This window comes from Ulvibacterium sp. (assembly GCF_965228935.1).
GTDB lineage: Bacteria > Bacteroidota > Bacteroidia > Flavobacteriales > Flavobacteriaceae > Ulvibacterium.
Window position 1 is genome coordinate 4,699,206 of the sequence record NZ_OZ245846.1, and the last position, 19,580, is coordinate 4,718,785.

The 19,580-nt window shown below is 42.6% G+C and carries 10 protein-coding genes; 9 read left to right on the forward strand and 1 reads right to left on the reverse strand.

Going from position 1 to position 19,580, the window contains the following annotated elements; genetic code table 11:
* The first annotated feature begins 74 nt into the window (after positions 1 to 74).
* The 9 genes from ACO06Y_RS19735 to ACO06Y_RS19775 all read left to right on the forward strand — a co-directional run bounded on the left by ACO06Y_RS19735 (position 75) and on the right by ACO06Y_RS19775 (position 16,663).
* A complete protein-coding gene (locus tag ACO06Y_RS19735; protein ID WP_422080761.1) occupies positions 75 to 671 on the forward strand; it encodes an RNA polymerase sigma factor in 597 nt (198 codons plus the stop codon).
* A gap of 221 nt (positions 672 to 892) precedes the next feature.
* Positions 893 to 2,050 (forward strand): FecR family protein, encoded by a 1,158-nt coding sequence (locus tag ACO06Y_RS19740; protein WP_422080762.1) that lies wholly within the window; start codon positions 893 to 895, stop codon positions 2,048 to 2,050.
* Positions 2,051 to 2,254: 204 nt separating this feature from the next.
* The gene (locus ACO06Y_RS19745; protein WP_422080764.1) at positions 2,255 to 5,602 is read left to right on the forward strand and encodes a SusC/RagA family TonB-linked outer membrane protein; all 3,348 of its coding nucleotides are present in this window, start codon (positions 2,255 to 2,257) and stop codon (positions 5,600 to 5,602) included.
* Between the two features lie 13 nt (positions 5,603 to 5,615).
* Positions 5,616 to 7,055, forward strand: a complete 1,440-nt coding sequence (locus ACO06Y_RS19750) for a SusD/RagB family nutrient-binding outer membrane lipoprotein (protein ID WP_422080766.1) — start codon at positions 5,616 to 5,618, stop codon at positions 7,053 to 7,055.
* Positions 7,056 to 7,081: 26 nt separating this feature from the next.
* Entirely contained in the window at positions 7,082 to 9,010 is a 1,929-nt protein-coding gene (locus ACO06Y_RS19755) for an FAD-dependent oxidoreductase (protein ID WP_422080767.1), read from the forward strand.
* Between the two features lie 44 nt (positions 9,011 to 9,054).
* Positions 9,055 to 10,140 (forward strand): hypothetical protein, encoded by a 1,086-nt coding sequence (locus ACO06Y_RS19760; RefSeq protein ID WP_422080768.1) that lies wholly within the window; start codon positions 9,055 to 9,057, stop codon positions 10,138 to 10,140.
* A 117-nt stretch (positions 10,141 to 10,257) separates the two neighbouring features.
* Complete coding sequence (locus ACO06Y_RS19765) at positions 10,258 to 11,628, forward strand: FAD-dependent oxidoreductase (protein WP_422080769.1); 1,371 nt, start codon at positions 10,258 to 10,260, stop codon at positions 11,626 to 11,628.
* A gap of 257 nt (positions 11,629 to 11,885) precedes the next feature.
* Positions 11,886 to 14,372 carry a glycoside hydrolase family 95 protein gene (locus ACO06Y_RS19770; protein ID WP_422080771.1) on the forward strand — a complete coding sequence of 829 codons (2,487 nt, stop codon included), beginning with the start codon at positions 11,886 to 11,888 and terminating at the stop codon, positions 14,370 to 14,372.
* Positions 14,373 to 14,575: 203 nt separating this feature from the next.
* Positions 14,576 to 16,663: a right-handed parallel beta-helix repeat-containing protein gene (locus ACO06Y_RS19775; protein ID WP_422080772.1), complete on the forward strand. Its 2,088-nt coding sequence runs from the start codon at positions 14,576 to 14,578 to the stop codon at positions 16,661 to 16,663.
* A gap of 624 nt (positions 16,664 to 17,287) precedes the next feature.
* On the opposite strand, the gene ACO06Y_RS19780 is transcribed toward ACO06Y_RS19775, so the two are convergent.
* Complete coding sequence (locus tag ACO06Y_RS19780) at positions 17,288 to 19,303, reverse strand: thrombospondin type 3 repeat-containing protein (protein ID WP_422080773.1); 2,016 nt, start codon at positions 19,301 to 19,303, stop codon at positions 17,288 to 17,290.
* Positions 19,304 to 19,580: the final 277 nt, after the last annotated feature.

Consider the following 19,580-nt stretch of genomic DNA (forward strand, 5'->3'; position numbering starts at 1 on the left):
AACATTCAATTGCTCCCGAACCAATTAACCTAAATAAAGCCTTTCGAATTGCTTTGGCGTGCTAAACTAACTCAATGGCCGAACTGGAGGGAAATAACGATAAACTACTTATCAAAGAACTCATTACTGGTAATGAGAAAGCATTCCTTAGTCTTTTCAATGCTTATCATAAAGAAGTATACGCCTATAGCCTAAGTATATTGAAATCCAAAACCTGGGCTGAGGAGATTGTTCAAGATGTCTTTCTCCAGATTTGGATGAAAAGGGATACCTTGGATGTGTCACGTTCTCTCAGACCATTCATCATGACCGTTACCAAGAACAAGACCTTGGATTTTTTAAGGAAGGCCGCCAATGACCGAAAGCTTCGAGAAGCATTCTTTTACAGCCGCCAAAAAGTAGATAACCCAACTTTTCGCATGATGCGGGAGGCAGATTTGGAAGTTATCAAAACGGAAGCTCTTTCTCTGTTACCTCCTCGCCGGAAATTGATTTTTGAAATGTCACGAAATGATGGCAAGAGCTACGAGGAAATTGGCCAGGAATTGGGCATAGCTCCCAATACTGTGAAAAGCCAAATGCATAAGGCCTTGAAAACTTTGCGGGAATTTGTATTGACCAATGGGGATTTTGCTCTGATTATACTCTATCTGGCATCTGATTGGTATTAGCCCAACGCGTTTTTTCTTTCCGGGCAGTCCATCTTACAATAAAGTGTTAACCATTTATTTTTAGATTAAAAGCATCGTAAGCACTCGTTTGTAGCACTTATAGGTCATTATCCAAAATAGTTAAGATTATCTATTGGTGAATGTTTTGTTAAAAAAAATTAAGATGAGTAACACTACGGGCATTCCCAATCGTATTATATATATACTGTTAGTAGTGCACTATGGAAAATGAACGGAAGGTTCAGGAATTGTTATTGAAATTCATACGGGAGGAATGTACCCATGAAGAAATTGAAGAGGTTCTTGCTTATGTGAAATCGAACAAGGGCATCGAAGGCATGCCTAGCTTCGAGGACGTCCTTTCTTTGATGAATGAAGTTCCGGAAATGGAATATGGCAAGGCTCAATCAATCTTCTCCACCATTTTGAAACAAGGAAAGAGACGATCCAGGACTGGTATTGGAAAAAGAACTATTCGCTATGCTTCAGTTGCAGCCTTATTCATCGGGGTATTGTCCTTAGGTTATTTCTACGAACGAGGCACGTTTGATACCTCTCCTGAAAATATATTAATACCAGCAAACGAGGCCATTACCTTGCAATTGGAAGATGGTACAATTGAAATAATCGACCCTGACGGTAATAAAGAAGTTAGGGATAGCAAAGGAAATTTAGTGGCCAATCAGGAGCACTCCCAATTAAACTACTCGAATGCCAAGGATGTAAAGGAATTGGTTTATAATACTCTTACTGTGCCCTATGGCAAACGATTTGATGTGGTACTCTCCGATGGGACCACCGTTTTTATGAATTCTGGGACCGAGCTAAAATATCCTGTTGTCTTTTTAGAGAAGGGAAACCGGGAAGTTTTTGTTCAAGGAGAAGCCTATTTTGATGTTACTTCTAATAATGGTCGTCCCTTTGTCGTGAATGCCGAAGGACTGAATGTAGAGGTTTTGGGTACCGAGTTCAATGTAATGGCCTATCCTGAAGATGGCATGACGGACGTTATTCTAGTTGAAGGAAGCGTCGGATTGACCATAGAGGACACGGCTCAAGAAAATGTGGTATTGTCCCCAGGGGAAAAGGGGATATTGGACAAGAATGCAAATACAATAGCAACCCAAAAGGTCAACACCAATATTTATACTGCTTGGCGCACTGGCGAGTTGGTCTTTAGAAGAATGCCCTTTGAAAATCTAATTAAAAAATTGGAACGTCATTTTAATGTATCCATCGTGATTGAAAACGAGGCCCTAAAGCAAGAAGTCTTTAGTGCTAGTTTTAATAATGAGACCATCGAGGCGGTATTGGGCTTTTTGAACGAAAGTTACAATATTGACTATACTATAGCGGAAAATATCATATACATACAATAACTGCAAAACCACTAAATATAAACTATGCAACGAATACCGAAATGACCTAAAGCCAACACGAAAACCGGGAAATGCGCCAACATTTCCCGGTGGATAACGTGATTACATCTTTACAAATTAACCACATTCAAACAATGTAAAAATATGAAAATTCTATGGAACACTACGCGATGGACATATCCGCGGCTACAATTCGATTTGAAAATGAAATTGACTACACTGTTATTGCTGACCACGCTATTTGGGCTACATGCCAATGACAGTTATGCCCAAAAGACCAAGATTACCCTTGATGCATCTAATAGCACGATAGCTTCTATTATCGACGAAATTGAAGCGAGTACTGAATTTCGATTTGTCTACAACCACAAATTTGTAGATGTGGACCGCAAGGTCAGCATCAAAGTCAAGCGTGAACGCATCCATCAAGTAATGGAATTACTTTTTGGAAACACCGATACGCAGTATCGCGTAATAAGGAAACAAGTAATCCTAAGTGCCAAGCCCCCAAAAGATGAACCCACACTTGAAGGTGTGTCTATAATTCAAGACCCCATCCAAGTAACTGGCCGTATAACAGACGAATCCGGTGTTGCACTTCCTGGAGCAAACATTATTGAGAAGGGCACTACCAATGGGGTAACAGCAGATTTTGATGGCAATTTTTCCATCGAAGTTTCAAGTGAAAATACCATCTTGATAATTTCCTACATTGGATATGCCACCAAAGAGGTGGTCGTTAATGGTCAAAATTCGATTGAGGTAATGCTACAGGAGAGTTCAGAGGGCCTTGACGAAGTTGTAGTTACATCTTTCGGTATTAGAAAATCAAAAAAAGCCGTTGTATATGCCACACAAGAAGTTGGGGGAGAGGAATTGGCCCAAGTGGGAAACCCCAACGTCCTCAACGGACTTCAGGGAAAGGTAGCCGGGGTATCGGTAAATCTAAGTAGTGGAATGCCTGGAAGATCGCCATCCATAAAAATTAGAGGTAGCAGATCGTTGACGGGGAACAATGAGCCGCTCTATGTTGTAGATGGCGCGCCCATCTCCGGAAATATCCAGGATATCAACCCAAACAATATAGAATCCCTTAATGTTCTTAAAGGGCCAGCGGCATCAGCCTTATATGGGCTTAGGGCATCAAATGGTGTTGTATTGATTACGACTAAGAGTGGAAAATCCTTGGATGGCAAACCCACAATAAGTCTGGAAACCTTTTACAGCGTTGACAATGTCGCGTACTTGCCTGATTTACAAACCACTTTTGCCCAAGGGGCAAATGGAGAGTTAAATGTAAACGGCCCATTTTCATGGGGGCCTAGAATAAGCGAAATAGGTACATACACCAATATATTAGGAGAGCAGGAGGTAGCAAGATCTTATGACAACGACAAAGCGTTCTATAGGTCCGGAAACACTTTCAATACCAATTTATCGATATCCAATGTGGGAGCAATAGGGAGCTATACCTTAGGTATAGGGCACAATTCACAAGAGGGCATCATTCCTAGTGCGGATTTACAAAGAACCAATCTAAACTTTAATGGAAAATTGAATTTAAGTGACAAATTTAGTACTACAATTTCATTCAATTATTCAGATTTAAACTATAATGATTATCCAGATCAAACAGGCAATAACAATTATTTTCGCAGCTTGACCGATGTTCCTCCATCGTATAATTTGGCAGGGAACGCATTTGCCGATGAAAACGATCCCTATTTTCAGTTATATTTTAGAGCTGGTCAAAATAACCCATATTGGATAGTTAATAACAACTATAGAAACACCTCTAGGCCCAGAACTTTGGGGAACATATTGTTTGACTATAAGATTACCAACGATCTCTCTCTGAATTATCGTTTTGGAGTCGATAATTTCACATCGCGTTCCGAAGATTTTAGGGAACTTGGTACCGGGCAAGCAGGACGTACTAACCCTCCAAGTGGTGGAAATATCTTTATTGTAAACCAAAAAGCAACTCAGCTTAATTCCAATTTATTCGTAACATATAATAAGGAATTTGGCCAAGGATTTTTGCTTGATTTAGTGGCTGGAAATGAAATTTTTGATGAAAAAAGGAACTCCGATGAGTCAAGCGGATCTAATTTTGTCACAGGTGGATGGGCCAACTTGGCCAATGCCACGATCATTAACGGCTCAAACTTCGAAAGTAGGCAACGAATAGTAGGTTTTTACGGCAATTTAAATTTGGGATGGCAGGATAAGATATATGTAAATGCATCGGGGAGGAACGATTATGTGTCAAATATGCCAGTTGGTCAAAGATCGTTCTTTTATCCATCCGTTGGAACGAGTTTTATTTTGACCAATCTTTTTCCAAAACTTGAAAATACGATGTCATTTGCAAAAATTAGGGCTACTTGGGCAGAAGTGGGTCAGGCCGGGTCATTGTTTGTGAACAATACCGGTTTTGTATCCGATAATCCAGGGGGGTTCAATTTTCCATTCAATGGAATTGCATCATTTTCACAGCAAACCACACGAATAAATCCAAATTTGGAGCCTGAAAACACAAAGTCCTACGAACTGGGGCTTGACTTTCGTTTTTTTAATGATCGGCTATCAATTGATTACACTTATTTCAACAGTAAATCAGAAGGGCAAATTTTTCAAGTGCCCTTGCCTTTATCTACAGGTGCCGAAAATGAAATCAGAAATGCCGGTGAAATATCCGCGAAGGGCCATGAGATTATTTTAAGCCTGGTGCCCATTAGAAGTCAGGTATTCTCATGGAACCTTACCACGAATTTTAGCACTGTCGATAATAAGGTGATTAGTTTGGCAGAAGGGGTTGAACGAATCGATATCAACAATGGGATTATTGTGGCCGAAGAGGGTTTTGATTATCCATCTATTTCCGGATTCTCCTTTATTAAAGACCCGGCTAGTGGGCAACCAATAATTCAAAGTGACCCAGATGCAGCTGGGTTCGGGTTTCCCATTCTTGACCCCGAAAGAAAGATTATTGGATCTGCGCTCCCGGACTTTGAAATGAACTTTATCAACAGCTTTACCTATAAAGACCTATCGCTGTCCTTTCAGATAGATTGGCGGTCCGGGGGACAGATATTTTCACAGTCCTTTGTAGAAACTAGATGGAGAGGGGTTGCTGGAATTACTAGAGATCGTGAAGTTGATGATATAATCCAAGGTGTAAAGGGAACATTGGTAAATGGAATTCCCGTGATATCGGGACCAAACGATATTCCCATAAAAAAAGACTTTGCCTATTACAGCGCTATTGGGGCATTCAATCCTACAGAAGAGTCTTTACAAGATGCCTCATTTGTAAGATTGCGCGAGATAACCCTGAACTACGATATTCCCAAAGAGATACTGGATAAGTCTTTCATTAACTCCGCATCAATCTATGTTTCAGGACGAAACTTGTTACTGATCACAGATTCATTTACCGATCCCGAAGTGAATTTCACCGATGGGAGAAGTGGTAATACCGCTGGTTTGGAGTGGTCACAGATACCGCAGACAAAGAGCATAGGAGTTGGACTCAAAATTCAGTTTTAAAATAAGTAAAGTCATGAAAAACATAAAAAGATACACATTTGCCTTATTTCTTGTTGGCCTATTCCTCTCATGTAGTGAAGATACCCTTACCGAGATCGATACTAACCCAAACATCGTAAATGATGCCCCATTAAATTCATTGTTGCCTCAAGTAATCATAGCATACAGCAATGAAATAGTAGGTGCAGAAGCAGCGATACAATCCGGATTTATGTCCGAACAGACCAGTGGAGTATTAGGATTTAATACTTTCAACGACTTGGAAGCGCCAAGTGCAAGGGCTTGGGAAAATGGCTATTTAATGCTAAATGACCTAAAATTTATGAAGGCCAAGGCCATAGAAAATGAAGCTTGGACCTATGCAGGAATTTCAGATGTTTTAAAAGCGTTTACCTTAACTACCTTAATTGATTTAAATGGAGATATTCCATATTCCGAGGCATTGCAACCTGAAATTAGAAATCCCATATTCGATGCACATGAAACCCTGTATCCTCAGATTCATGAAATTCTGGATAGTGCCATTGAAAATTTAGGAAGGACAGATTCAAATCCACCGGCACAAGATGACCTCGTCTTTGGTGGTGACCAAAGTATGTGGATGAAGACCGCATATGGGCTTAAGGCTAGATTATACAACAAGCTCAGTAATTTGGATGCTACCAACTCTGCGCAAAATGCCCTTATGGCCCTTGGCAATTCATTTTCCGCCCCCGGTGAGGATTTTTCCATTGAGATATACAATAATTCCCTTGAAAATGGCAACCCTTATTCGGTTCGCCAAAATATCCAACCGCAGTCGGCCGTGGGCGTTATTTTCGATATTATGCTCTCTTTCACTCCCAATTCCATAATTGAAGAAGACCCTAGGTCATTACTTTGGTTTTCTACCATTGACGGGATTCGTATACCTGCACCAAGTGGTGTTGCCGATTCCGATTTTGGTGAACCCAGATTAGAAGGGGCCGTTTATTCCAAACCATTGTTTCTAAAGTATCTTGGAGCACCACTGCCTATCCTTACTTATAATGAGATGCTATTTATAGAGGCCGAGGCCAATTTAAGGTTGGGGAATTTAACTGAAGCCTATAGTGCCTATGAAGAGGCCGTTCGGTTAGCGATGGAAGAATCCGCCAATTTTAGTCAAGAAGCGCAAATAGACCCTTCCGATGTTTCGGAATATCTTGAGTACCCTGCCGTTTCTCCAGGAGAAGTAGACCTAACACTAGAAACTCTCATTGCCCAGAAGTACATATATCTTTTCAAATTTCAATGGATCGAAGCCTATAACGAAACCAGAAAATTCAACTTCTTTCCGGCAACAAATCCCGAAGGAAGAGCCAATAGATTATTATATCCTATTTCAGAAGTTACCCGGAACCCCAACACCCCTTCTGATGTTAATTTTTCAACCATTTTTAGCAATAGCACAAAACTGATTTGGGCAAATTAGAACAATACTTCAAAACAAGATTGAAAATGTTTTTTAGAATTTTCCGACTACATGTCATGTTTTTTTTGACCGTTTTCTGGAATACATCCACTTTTGCTTACAGCACACCACAAGATATTACATTCCATGATCTTGTGGTGGTAGGAGCTACTTTTTCCGGAATCGCGGCCTCTATCAATGCAGCGAAATATGGTCATTCTGTTGTAATCGTCGAAGAATACCCCATGATAGGAGGGTTAATGACCGGGGGGCTTTCTTTTACCGACTTTATATCCTATGAATCCCTAGGAGGCACGTTCCGCGATTATATGCAACGGGTAGAAGATTACTACAGCAGAAGGTATGGCAAAGAATCGAAACAATTTCAGGACTGTCATGGTGGAATACATGCGGAACCCCATGTTACCTTGCTCATTTTTGAGGAAATGCTCTCGGAATATCCAAATATCCGTGTTTTGACCGATCATAGGATTGAAAGTGTATTTCTGGACAAGCCCGATAAAGATGCAAAAAAGATAAAAGGTGTACATTTTAAGAACTTGAAAACCAATGAAACGGTCGCATTATTAGGCAAGACTTTTATAGATGCCACCTACGAGGGCGATTTGGCCGCTTTTGCCGGAGCTGAATATCGCATAGGAAGGGAGTCCCGACAAGAATATGGAGAACCCTATGCCGGAAAGCTTTTCTTGGATAAGGGAAAAATGTTGGTGGGCAGCACTGGCCAAGGCGACTACCGGGTCCAAGGATATAATTTTAGGTTGATTATGACCAACGACTCCAAAAACCAAGTGAAAATCGACCAACCTAAGGGCTACAAACGTAAAGAGTATTTGCCAATTGCAGAAGTTCTGCAACAAGAAAAAGTTTCGCAAGTATTTGTGGAAAAAAGTAGGGACGGCATTTTCAGGTTGCAAATGTTGCCCAACAATAAAGCAGATGTTAACGACATTAAGAATGCCCCTGTACGAATGGCCCTATTAGGTGAAAATTATGACTACCCCGATGGTGATTGGCCTACTAGAAAAAGAATTATCGACAGGCACAAAGAACATATTCTGGGAATGGTCTATTTTATTCAAAATGACCCGTCCATACCAAAAAAATATAAAAAAGAAGCCCAACAATGGGGCTTGGCCAAAGACGAGTTTACGGACAATGAAAACTTTCCGACAAGGCTATACATTCGAGAAGCAAGACGCATAATGGGTAACTACGTCTTTACCCAGAACGATGTAAATACAATTGATAGTTCATTGGTCGTAGCATTAAAGCGGGATGCCATTGCCATAGGGGATTATGCATTGAACTGTCATGGAGTATCTCCTGCATCCTTATATCCATCTATTGCGGAAGGCGATTATAATTATATTCCTCCACCCTTTCAAATTCCCTTTGGTGTTATTCTGCCCAAAGGCTTTTCAAACCTGTTGGTGTCGGTGGCAGTTTCTTCTAGCCATGTAGGTTTTAGCGGTTTGCGCCTAGAACCCATCTGGACAGGCCTTGGGCAAGCCGCAGGACTTACCGCACATTTGGCCATGGAAAACGATATCAAGGTTTCTGAGGTCGTAGTGGGCAGTGTTCAAGAACTTTTACACCAAAACAGGGCAAAAACAGTTTATATATCAGATATAGAAGCCGATTCAAAATATTTCAAAGCCGCCCAGTATTTAGGTGTCCGAGGTTTTTTACATGATGTGTACTTAACCTATAAGGAACAGATGCCCGGGGTTAAAACCTACAAAAGCATAAGGGGCACCCAATACGCCCATGCCTTCCCCTTTCATGAGTTAAAGCCGGAGAAAACAATTGAACGGGAATTGGCCAAAAAGTGGATAGATAGGTTGGATTCCCAAAACGATAAAAACGAGGCCCAAAAATATTTAAAGGTGCATTCTCCCACTCGTGGGGCGTTTTTATTGAAAATTTACGATCTCTTAAAAAACGGCGACTGAACAGAATGCCGAACCCTATTGGATACATATCAATAATTATAAAATTGCTGATACAAAAGCGCGGGTTACAATTGACCATGTTTATGTTTCTATCGGGTATCCTATTGGCAAATTCGGCACAAGGCTTAACGTTTCAGAAAGATATCTGCAACCTGATCGTTCATCCATTTTTGGATACCGATGACCCGCTTTCCGAACAACGGATCATCGAGCATAGGGATGCAAATGGACTCTCCCTTTATTTTAGTCGTAAAATAGATAAGCCCGTTTGCTTGTCGAAGACCTGTCTGCCTCTTTCGCTCATTGTTTTATGGGATGGAGCTGGAAATTTTAAGGGACTGGAGTTTACGGAAGGGGAACCGTTGACAAAAACCGACCATACCGATTTTACCAAGGACGATTATAGAAAGTTAAACAAAATACTATCAAATAAATCGTCTGTTCTCGGAATGCTTCAAAAAGAGGATTTGATCTTGGAGGACAAAAGAAAACTCTTGGAAGATGGTGTGGATGCCTATTCCGGGGCTACCCAACCTTCGCTTTACGACCAGGTGGTCAGGGATGCGGTATACACCTGTTACACCTTATGGAATACGGCCTATGGTGCTACGCAAAGGAAGATTTTGGCAATTCTGGACCAAAAAGCGGATGGCCGTTACTTAAACATGGCCTTTCAACAAAATGAAACGGGCTACCTGTTATGGGCCATTGATCATTTAACACGGTATCCCGAATATCATAAAAGGTTTTATAGAAAAGTGACAAAGCATATCCGATCTGAAAACAATGCACTGGCGCAGAGGGCTTTGGATTATTTCACGCCAGCTCGGATGGCAGATCTCGAAGTCCAAAAAGCGTTGGTCCAAGAATTAGCAAAGGAGAAGCAACTTGATGTGATATGGAAACTCACGGCATTCGAAAATCTGGATGGTTCGGTCATAGAAATGTTGCTACAACGCTATAAAACAGGAAAACTGGATGTGACAGAACTGGGATATGTTCTTAAAATGATTACCGGAAAACATTTGGCCAACCCTAACGTCGAAGTGGCCTTACAAAATTTTCTGAACGACAACAATAGATACGTAAGACATATCACTTTAGAAGTATTGAAAAAATATAAAAAATAATGAAGTTAGTTAGTTTGAGTTAGTTTTTCTTGATCGGGGGTCGGGTACTCTTGACCCCCTTTTACCTAGGGGTTCTAACTATTGACAAAACATGATTTTAAACCAAAAAATAAAGGCATGGGCACTTCCAATAATCGCAGAAGTTTTTTAAAAAAAAGCATTATAGCGGCCACGGCTACTCCATTTCTAGGAATGGTGCCTTTAAAAGGTGCTGATACCCCTATGGACATCCCCAACGCTTTTAAGGAGCCGGCAAGACAGATTCCGGTAGTTAGGGAAACGGATGTGATCGTATGTGGGGGTGGTCCTGCCGGTATTGCGGCCGCCATACAATCCGCAAGACAAGGAGCCAACACTACTTTGATAGAGATGTACGGTTGTCTGGGAGGAGTTTGGACCACCGGGCTGCTAAGCAACATCATAGATTATAACAACAAACCAGGGATTATGAAAGAACTGGTCTATCGCCTTGAGCAACACGATGCACAATATACGGCCAAGGTATACGATGCGGAACTTATGAAATACGTATTAGATCAAATGTGTCAAGAGGCCGGGGTCGAGGTTCGATTACATACAAGGGTCGTTGCCGCTTACAGGAACAAAAAAAATGGATTGGACCATATTTTGACCGAAAGCTTTTCCGGCCGTGAAGCATGGAAGGCCAAAGTATTCATCGATACTACCGGCAACGGTGACCTCGCTGCCAAGGCAGGGTGCAGTTTCGATATCGGACATCCGGAGACCGGCAAAACACAGCCCGCTTCTTTAATGGCCATATTGGTAGGCTTAAAAGAAGAAGAACTGGTAATGGAAGGCTACATGGCATCCAAAGGTAAAACCACGGAACATTCCAAGAAAAAGCTGTACCGGGAAATAGGGCGTGCCGGGGTAACAGGTAGTTACACCATGCCGACAATGTTCGGCATCCGTCCAGGAATGATCGCTTTAATGGCCAATCATCAATACGGGATGTCCGCTTTGAAAGCTGATGAAATCACAAAAGCGACCATGGAAGCTAGAAAGGAACTCCATCAGATCATAAATGGTCTCCGATCATTGGGTGGTGTGTGGAGCAAATTGCGTATTGCCACAACGGGCGCACAGATCGGTATCCGGGAAGGAAGGCGTATCCGTGGCCTTTACACGCTGACGGCAAACGACCTGATCAAAGGGGCAAAATTCAATGATGCCGTATGCCGCGTTACTTTTCCAGTGGACGTGCACTCCCTGGAGAAACGTTCCGGGGGCGGTTACGGTAATAGTTCCGTAAAGGCAAAACCCTATGACGTCCCCCTCCGTTCTTTGATAGCCAAGGATGTTGATGGATTGTTGATGGCCGGTAGGTGCATCAGTGGCGATTTTTTTGCCCATGCCAGTTATAGGGTAACCGGAAACGCGGTGCCAATGGGCGAGGCGGCGGGCAAAGTAGCGGCTATAGCCTCGATGGAAAACAAATTGCCGCAGGAGGTAAAGTATAGAATTTAAAGGGGTGCGGTCGCTAATTTAAAGATTTATGACCCCAATATTGGGAGGATAGGGAAAAGATTTAGTAACTGATGATATGGACAGTAAGGAAATTAAACTGAAAATACAGTCCAATATTGAGTCCAACATTACCTTTTTTGGTCAAGGTAGTATCAGTAAGTGGAGAAACAACTTTGCAACTGGATAGATAGGATTGCAGAAGTGGTTTGCACATAATTTAAGGGCAAATAAGAGTATTGAAAAGCGTTTTAATTTGGATGGAGTGTATGGTATCTGAAAATTGTATTTACAGAAATAGTCTCAATTTAATATATGCCTCGGGAATATTGGTGCTGGATGCAAATAAATCTCTTTTTGCAAAAAGAGGATTAGCGTTTACTGGAAAATCACTATTGATTTTTTTGTTCTTTCCCATTTGTTTGTCGGGACAGACACCACAGAATTATGCTGACACAAAAAACAGCTTATGGTACACCGATCCCGCCTCTGAATGGAAACAGGCCCTACCGGTAGGCAATGGCCGGTTGGGTGCGATGGTTTTCGGAGACCCGCGACAAGAACGTATTCAATTGAACGAGGATTCCATGTGGGCGGGGGGATCCACATGGGAAGACGCCAGGGGCACACCAGAAGATCTACAAAGAATCAGGCAATTACTCAAACAGGGGGAGACCCGAAAAGTGGATAGTCTGATGGTCGAAAAGTTTTCGTACAAGACCATTGTCCGCTCACATCAGACCATGGGGGATCTTTACATCGATTTTAAGAACATTGGCCAAATACGGAATTATCGACGCTCGCTAAGTTTGGACGGAGCACTGGTTTCTGCCCGTTACACGTATAACGGCCATCAGTACTCACAAAAGGTCTTCGCTTCCAATCCGGATGATGTAGTCGTGATACAACTGGCCACATCGGCACCGGGGGGAATGAGTTTTGATCTACGCCTGGATAGACCTAAAGACCATGACAAGCAGACCGTAGTAGTAACCAATCCTTCGGAAACCGAAATCAGTATGAACGGGATGGTTACACAATGGGGCGGGAAGAAGTCTTCCGAGGTTTTTGCCATAGATCATGGGGTTAAGTTTGAAACAAGACTAGAAGTAAAACTTGAATCGGGTTCAATATTAGCCAACAACGGAACTCTTGAAGTGAAGAACACCAAGAAAGCGACCCTGTACCTTGTCGCGAACACTTCTTTTTATCATGGGGAAAAGTATACCGGGAATAACTTGGCGACGCTGTCAAAGGTGACCGATAGATCTTTCGATGTTTTGTTCAATGCCCATACAAAAGATTATAAAAGACTATATAACAGGGTTGGTTTTAGTTTGGAGGGCACGGCGTTGGACAGCCTCCCCACCGATGTACGCCTACAACGGAGAAAGGATGGTTTGGATGATCCCGATCTGGCCGCCAAACTCTTTCAGTACGGAAGGTATCTGTTGATTTCTTCCTCTAGGCAGGGAACCAATCCGGCCAATCTACAAGGTATTTGGAACGAGCATATCCAAGCACCATGGAATGCGGATTACCATTTGAACATAAACCTTCAAATGAACTACTGGCCCGCGGAGGTCACCAATCTTAGCGAGCTGCATTACCCGTTCTTTGACTACCTGGACCGGGTTTTAGATCGCGGGAAAAATACGGCAAAGAGGCAATATGGCATAGACCGGGGTACCGTGGCCCATCATGCGAGCGATCTCTGGGGCCCTTCGTTCATGCGTGCCGAGCAGGCCTATTGGGGGTCTTGGATACATGGTGGGGGCTGGTGCGCCCAACACTTTTGGGAACACTACATGTTTACCGGGGATAGATCCTTTTTAAGGAAAAGGGCCTACCCCGTGTTAAAGGGTATCGCAGAGTTCTATTTGGATTGGTTGGTCTGGGACGATAAAAGCAATACATGGGTATCCGCTCCTGAAACCTCCCCAGAAAATTCCTATTTTAACAGTAAGGGGGAACCAGCGGCCGTTTCTTTTGGAAGTGCTATGGGGCACCAAATAATAGGGGAGGTATTCGATAATTTTCTGGAGGCCTCAAGGGTTTTGAACATTAAAAACGACCTTACCCAGGAGGTGGCCAACAAGCGGCGGAAATTGCACCCGGGAATATTGATCGGGGAAGATGGCCGTATCCTGGAATGGAACGAGCCCTATGGCGAACCGGAAAAAGGACATCGCCATATGTCCCACCTCTACGCCCTGTATCCTGGGGATGAAATTGTGGAAGACCGGGCCAAGGCTTTTGCCGCTGCACAAAAGACCATTGATTATCGTCTGGAGCACGGTGGTGCCGGTACAGGTTGGAGCAGGGCGTGGATAATCAATATGAACGCCCGTTTACTAGATGGAGAATCCGCACAGCGGAATATTGATAAACTCTTTGAGATCTCGACCGCGGAAAACCTTTTTAATGAGCACCCGCCCTTTCAAATAGATGGTAATTTTGGCTATACAGCCGGTGTGGCCGAACTCTTGCTGCAATCACATGAAGGATTTCTCAGGATATTGCCTGCTCTTCCGACGAAGTGGAAAAGCGGAAAAATTTCCGGACTCAAAGCCCGCGGAAACATTGAAGTAGATATCGAATGGGAAGATGGAGCGTTGGAAAACCTTAGGTTGAAATCGATTGAAGGAAAGACCATGAAGGTAAAGTATGATGGGATCTACACCCAAGTAACCTTGGCGCCTAATGAAGCAATGGTGTTGGATGGGAACATGAAGAAACAACTGTAAATGCGAAACATGGCATAATTAGATTAAATAATTATACTTAGTTGAAGCACCTTGAAAACACTCGCTAATCCATGTGTCGGTAAAAATGCACCAGTGCAGTGAGCCATTTAACATGGTATCGTTATCTACTATGAAAAGCTAAGTGTCCGGCCTCCTCGAACATTGCATTTACAAATACCATCAATTAATTTAAAACCATAAATATGATTCAGACCTCAACCTTTTTTTTCATAGGTAAGACATTTAAAACCAGTATTATAGCTATTCTTGCCTTGCTCCTAGTGTCATGCCAACAAGATATTCAAGTAGAAAACATCCATATTTCACCTTCAGGTTCCGATGATAATAAGGGTACGTCAACATCTCCGTTTAAGACCATACAGCGCGGCATTGAAGAGGTTACAATGCACATCAACGAAAACAACGCGCATATCACGGTATACTTGAAAGGAGGAATTTATGAGCTTGATGAACCTATACGTGTTGAATCCAAAAACTTTCCGATTGGGGATTACAGTGTTTCCTTTAGGGCTCTTAATAATGAAAAACCTGTAATTAGTGGAGGAAAGGTACTTGGAGAATGGACAAAGGTGTCGGATACTAAAATTTGGAAAACCACGTCCAATGGAGTGCGGGGGACTCGTGAAATTTACATTAATGGGAGCAGGGCTACCCTGGCAAAAGGAGAGGAGGTTAAGGTGATGGCATGGGACAAGACAGATGTCCCTGATATTAAAAAGATAAATTTCTTAAAATCCTACCCTACCTACCAAGGGAACCTGCCTGTTTATGAAGGCTATTTGTTAAAAGGAAAATTTGAGCAAATGGTTAACTGGCAGAATCCAGGGGACATAGAGGCTGTTTATCTGCAGGGATGGACCTACGTGGTCTGCCCAGTGGAATCCCTAATAAAAAATGACCAAGGAGTTTACATGAAAATGGATATGCCCTGTTTCAAAGATGCACAAATTAAAGGTGGGCTGCATGTGGAGGATCCCTCCTATTTTCAAAATTCCATTGAACTATTGGATGAACCTGGTGAATGGCACCTAGACTCTCAAAAAGAAGAGATATTCTATATGCCCAAGGATAGTGAAAATATAGAATTGTCCGAAACTGTCTTGCCTATAGTAGAGAATCTTGTAGTACTAAAAGGTACTTTGAAAAGACCTTTAAAGAATATACTATTTGACGGAATATCCTTTGAATACGCTTCATTTTTTGGGCCCGGAGTACACGGTTTTGCAGAGGTGCAAGCAACCTTGACAAAAAAATCCGAGGAGGATGCAAACATGCATGGTTATTATGAGAAGATGAAAGCTTCCATAGAGTTACAACATACCAACGGTATTACCTTTCAAAACTGTGACTTCACAAAACTTGGTGGCTCAGGGATAGATTTAGATGATGGTGCAAGAAACACCCTTGTTCAAGGATGTCATTTTTATGATATTGGTGGTAATGCCATTCAAATTGGTGGGTTTGATATCACTGATGCCCATCCACAGGATGACAGAAATATTGTAATGAACACCATAATAGATAACAACCTTATTCACAATATCGGCACCATTTACAAAGGATCGATTGGAATCTTAGGGGGTTATGCTCAAAATACACAAATTACCCACAACGAGATATACGATATTGCCTACTCCGGGATAAGCTTGGGATGGGGATGGGGATTCTGGGATAAAGGAGGCAAAAACCCAAAAAACCTGGATACCCACCCAGATTCGTACCCAATTTTTAACAAAAATACCATATCATCACACCATCTAATAGGATGGAACCATATCTTTAACGTAATGACACGATTAACGGACGGAGCTGGAATCTATACGATATCAATGATGGAAAACTCAAAAATCATCGGAAATCATGTGCATGACAATCCCCCGAATCTTGATTATGAACAATCGGAAGACATGATTGCAAAGCATACCCATGGATGGCCCGGTGGCATCTATTTGGACGAAGGCAGCGGAGGAATCGAAGTAACAGGGAATTTGGTGTACAACGTTGTTCAACCATATTTCTATAACAATTTGCTAAACAATGAGTTTCCATGGTATGAACGTGAAAATACAAACAGAATTCATAACAACTATTTTGGCCATATGCCTTTCAACAGTGATGAACTAAGATATCTAAAGGAACATAACCAACTCAACATAAATGTGGACTCCATCCAGCAACACGCATCCATAATCGAAAAAGCCGGGCGTAAAAACAAAAGATTTGACAATAGGATAAATGACCAAGAGACTGTTTTGAAAAACGGCAATTGAAAAAAGTGGATTACACAAATAGCTATGAACATTAGGTCAGTTGAGGTTTTCAAATTTGGTTTAGTTGTTTTATTGGCAGAAAGGTGTAGTTGTAATAGCTAGACCTTCTTTTGATTAAACTCCTGTAAAACCGCGAGTTTTTAAGACTAATTAGTGAGGTTGCTCGGATTCCTATTATTCATTCACTTTATGGCACCGTGAATAAGCATAAGACAGACCCTTTTTGTCCGTTACTAATTACCGGATGGAAACATTTTTAGGGCAAATTGCAGAATGGCGTCACGGCCGTTCAGAATATCATGGATAGAGTTTGATACGTTTGGGAAAGGAGCTTGAACGTTGCTTCCCCTTGATTATCCTTCTCCGATAGTTTTCAACCAGTTTTGAAAATATTTATTCAAGGTTCAGTTCCATCGTTGCCTTTTTTGATTCATCACATATGATAGTCACTTCCGGCAACTCGTCAAGAGTTCCGGAAATATTGTTGACCACGGTACCGAAATACCTCCATGACCTGCCCTGGGGATAATCGGTTGCAAGACAGCTTTTATTTACCCGATATCGTTTTATTTCGCTTCACTACGCTCGTAATGACATCCTTAATTCTATAGCGATTACACTACTTCAATCATTTTTTACCCTATTGGTTATTCGCCTATTGGTGATGACCTTCCGTACCGATATCAGGAGGGAGGCGGTATCGGAGACCGTTGTTCTTTGACAAAAGAAAGTGGGATTTGCTACCAAAACCACTCGATATTGATATTGATCCATGGATATGTTGGCCTGGTCGATGGTCAAGGTAGCAGTCTGGACGCCTGAGTACAGAGCATCATTGGCCAAATCCGTAAAACTTGTGCCACCATCGGTACTTACCTGCCATTGGTACGAGTCCACGTTGGTACCCGATACCGTAAAAGAACCACTACTGCCTGCAAAAACAGGCCGATTCGAAGGTTGCATCGCTATGATCGGATCCAAGGTTTCCTCTTGAAAATCGTACTTTGTATTCGTATTGTTATCGTCCGGAGTCGTATAGCCGTTGGTATTTCCGGTTACTATGCCATTGGAACTATTATAGCCAGTGCCCTGCAATTCTCCCGGTTTTATAACACTTTCCGTAAAACCGGCTTCCACTACATCATTGCAACCATCCCCATCGCTGTCCTGGTCAAACGGGTCTTTGTCGCCATCTCCATCCGTATCCGGTGCCTCGTATGAAGCCGCGATTATTCCACTGTCGGGAGTGGTTTCCAATAAGTCATAGACCCCATTGGTGCCCACCGAACCATTACTTGGGTCGATAACACCATCGTTGTCCAGATCCAGATTTCCGTTACCGGCCTCAACGATATCATATATGCCGTCGTTATCCCCGTCCAAATCCATATCGTTCAAGATACCGTCATTGTCCGAATCCAAACAAGGTGGCGAGGAAACTACCGAGATCCGGACATCATCTATAAAATTGCCAATGGTCAGATTATCCGTGGCAGTGGATACGGCCTCAAATATGAAATAGGTCCCGTTCTGTCCGTCCGGTACGGTATAGGTTCCCGAATAATGACCCCATGCCGAGGTTCCATCGCTCATGGTGGCCTCCGTAGCGGCCGACACCAGGTCGGCCCCCATTCTGACCGTGGCCACATCGGTACCCTCCCTTCCCCTATGCCTTACCGACCAATTTACAACGGTGCCCGGTGTAAGGCACAACACTTGGTACAACGCGGAGTTCTGGGTACCGTTCAGTTCGGCGAACTGATTCCCTTCAAAAGCCGGTACACCATTGAAGTTGTCGGACCATATTTCGATAAAATCATCCGTAGAGGTAGTGAACCAGCCCGTGACCGTACTCTCGTCCAAAAAACGATAAGTAGTGGACGGGATGGCAGGATCTTCGAAGCTTTCATTCACTATGGCCTCCAAGCAGACGATTTCCAAACACTCATCCTTATCCAGAATACCGTCATTGTCATCGTCGTCATCACAAAAATTCCCGACACCGTCACCATCCGTATCCAATTGGTCCGCATTGGCGATTGAAGGACAATTATCGGAAGTATCGGCAATGCCATCTCCATCGGAATCGCCCGAAGTGATGGTGGCCGTTATCAAAACATTATCTATATAGGCGCTATCGTGCCTTGAACTCCAATTATCGGATGAGTCGACAAGACCGTCGCCATTGCCGTCGCCCTTCGCAAATCGGATGGTGGTAGTACTGGAGAGATATGCCGAGATATCTTGGCTAAAGCTACCGTAAACGGTACCTGTAAAGGTGGCCAAAGTGGTATAGGCGGAACCATCACTGGAAATTTCCAAGGCCAGGACCTCATTGGATTCGATATCTACGGTCCTCCAATCTAGAGATAATGTGGCGGAAGTCGCCCCTGTCAGATCGACTGTCCTAACAATGCTTTCGTTAGATAAATTTCTAAATTGCAATTCACCTCTTCTAACCCTTATATAACCCGAGCTTGCACTACCGTCATCTCCGCTTTCCAACCAATCGGAAGACCAATCTTGACTACCTTCGTTGTTGGTATATGAGGTTGGATTAAAGCCGTCCAAATAGGTGTCCTGACCGGCAGCAACGCAGGAACTTATAAGGACGGCTATAAGGAATACATCTCGAATCATTTTAGGTGGATATAAAAACAATGCGAAGCTTGCCACTTGTCACCTTAAGGATAAAAGTTGTTGTCATTTGTTCCATTTTTTGAGAACGGTAATCGGGTTAGGCCTGTTTTAGTTTTCGGCAGAAATATTCTTTGTTCAACATGCACTGGTATGTACTACCAAGGTGCGTAACCGTAGCAAAATTTTTTATTCTTTTATAGGCGTTTACATAACTGTATGTTGTTAGTTCGATTTTTTTTGGCTTTCGGCCTTTGAGCTTCCTCTAAATCAAATCGTA

Excerpts from the sequence above, each read along its gene's own strand:
- ACO06Y_RS19735 (WP_422080761.1), top strand. The coding sequence starts at position 75 with ATGGCCGAACTGGAGGGAAATAACGATAAACTACTTATCAAAGAACTC.
- ACO06Y_RS19740 (WP_422080762.1), top strand. The coding sequence starts at position 893 with ATGGAAAATGAACGGAAGGTTCAGGAATTGTTATTGAAATTCATACGG.
- ACO06Y_RS19745 (WP_422080764.1), top strand. The coding sequence starts at position 2,255 with ATGAAATTGACTACACTGTTATTGCTGACCACGCTATTTGGGCTACAT.
- ACO06Y_RS19750 (WP_422080766.1), top strand. The coding sequence starts at position 5,616 with ATGAAAAACATAAAAAGATACACATTTGCCTTATTTCTTGTTGGCCTA.
- ACO06Y_RS19755 (WP_422080767.1), top strand. The coding sequence starts at position 7,082 with ATGTTTTTTAGAATTTTCCGACTACATGTCATGTTTTTTTTGACCGTT.
- ACO06Y_RS19765 (WP_422080769.1), top strand. The coding sequence starts at position 10,258 with ATGGGCACTTCCAATAATCGCAGAAGTTTTTTAAAAAAAAGCATTATA.
- ACO06Y_RS19770 (WP_422080771.1), top strand. The coding sequence starts at position 11,886 with ATGGAGTGTATGGTATCTGAAAATTGTATTTACAGAAATAGTCTCAAT.
- ACO06Y_RS19775 (WP_422080772.1), top strand. The coding sequence starts at position 14,576 with ATGATTCAGACCTCAACCTTTTTTTTCATAGGTAAGACATTTAAAACC.
- ACO06Y_RS19780 (WP_422080773.1), bottom strand. The coding sequence starts at position 19,303 with ATGATTCGAGATGTATTCCTTATAGCCGTCCTTATAAGTTCCTGCGTT.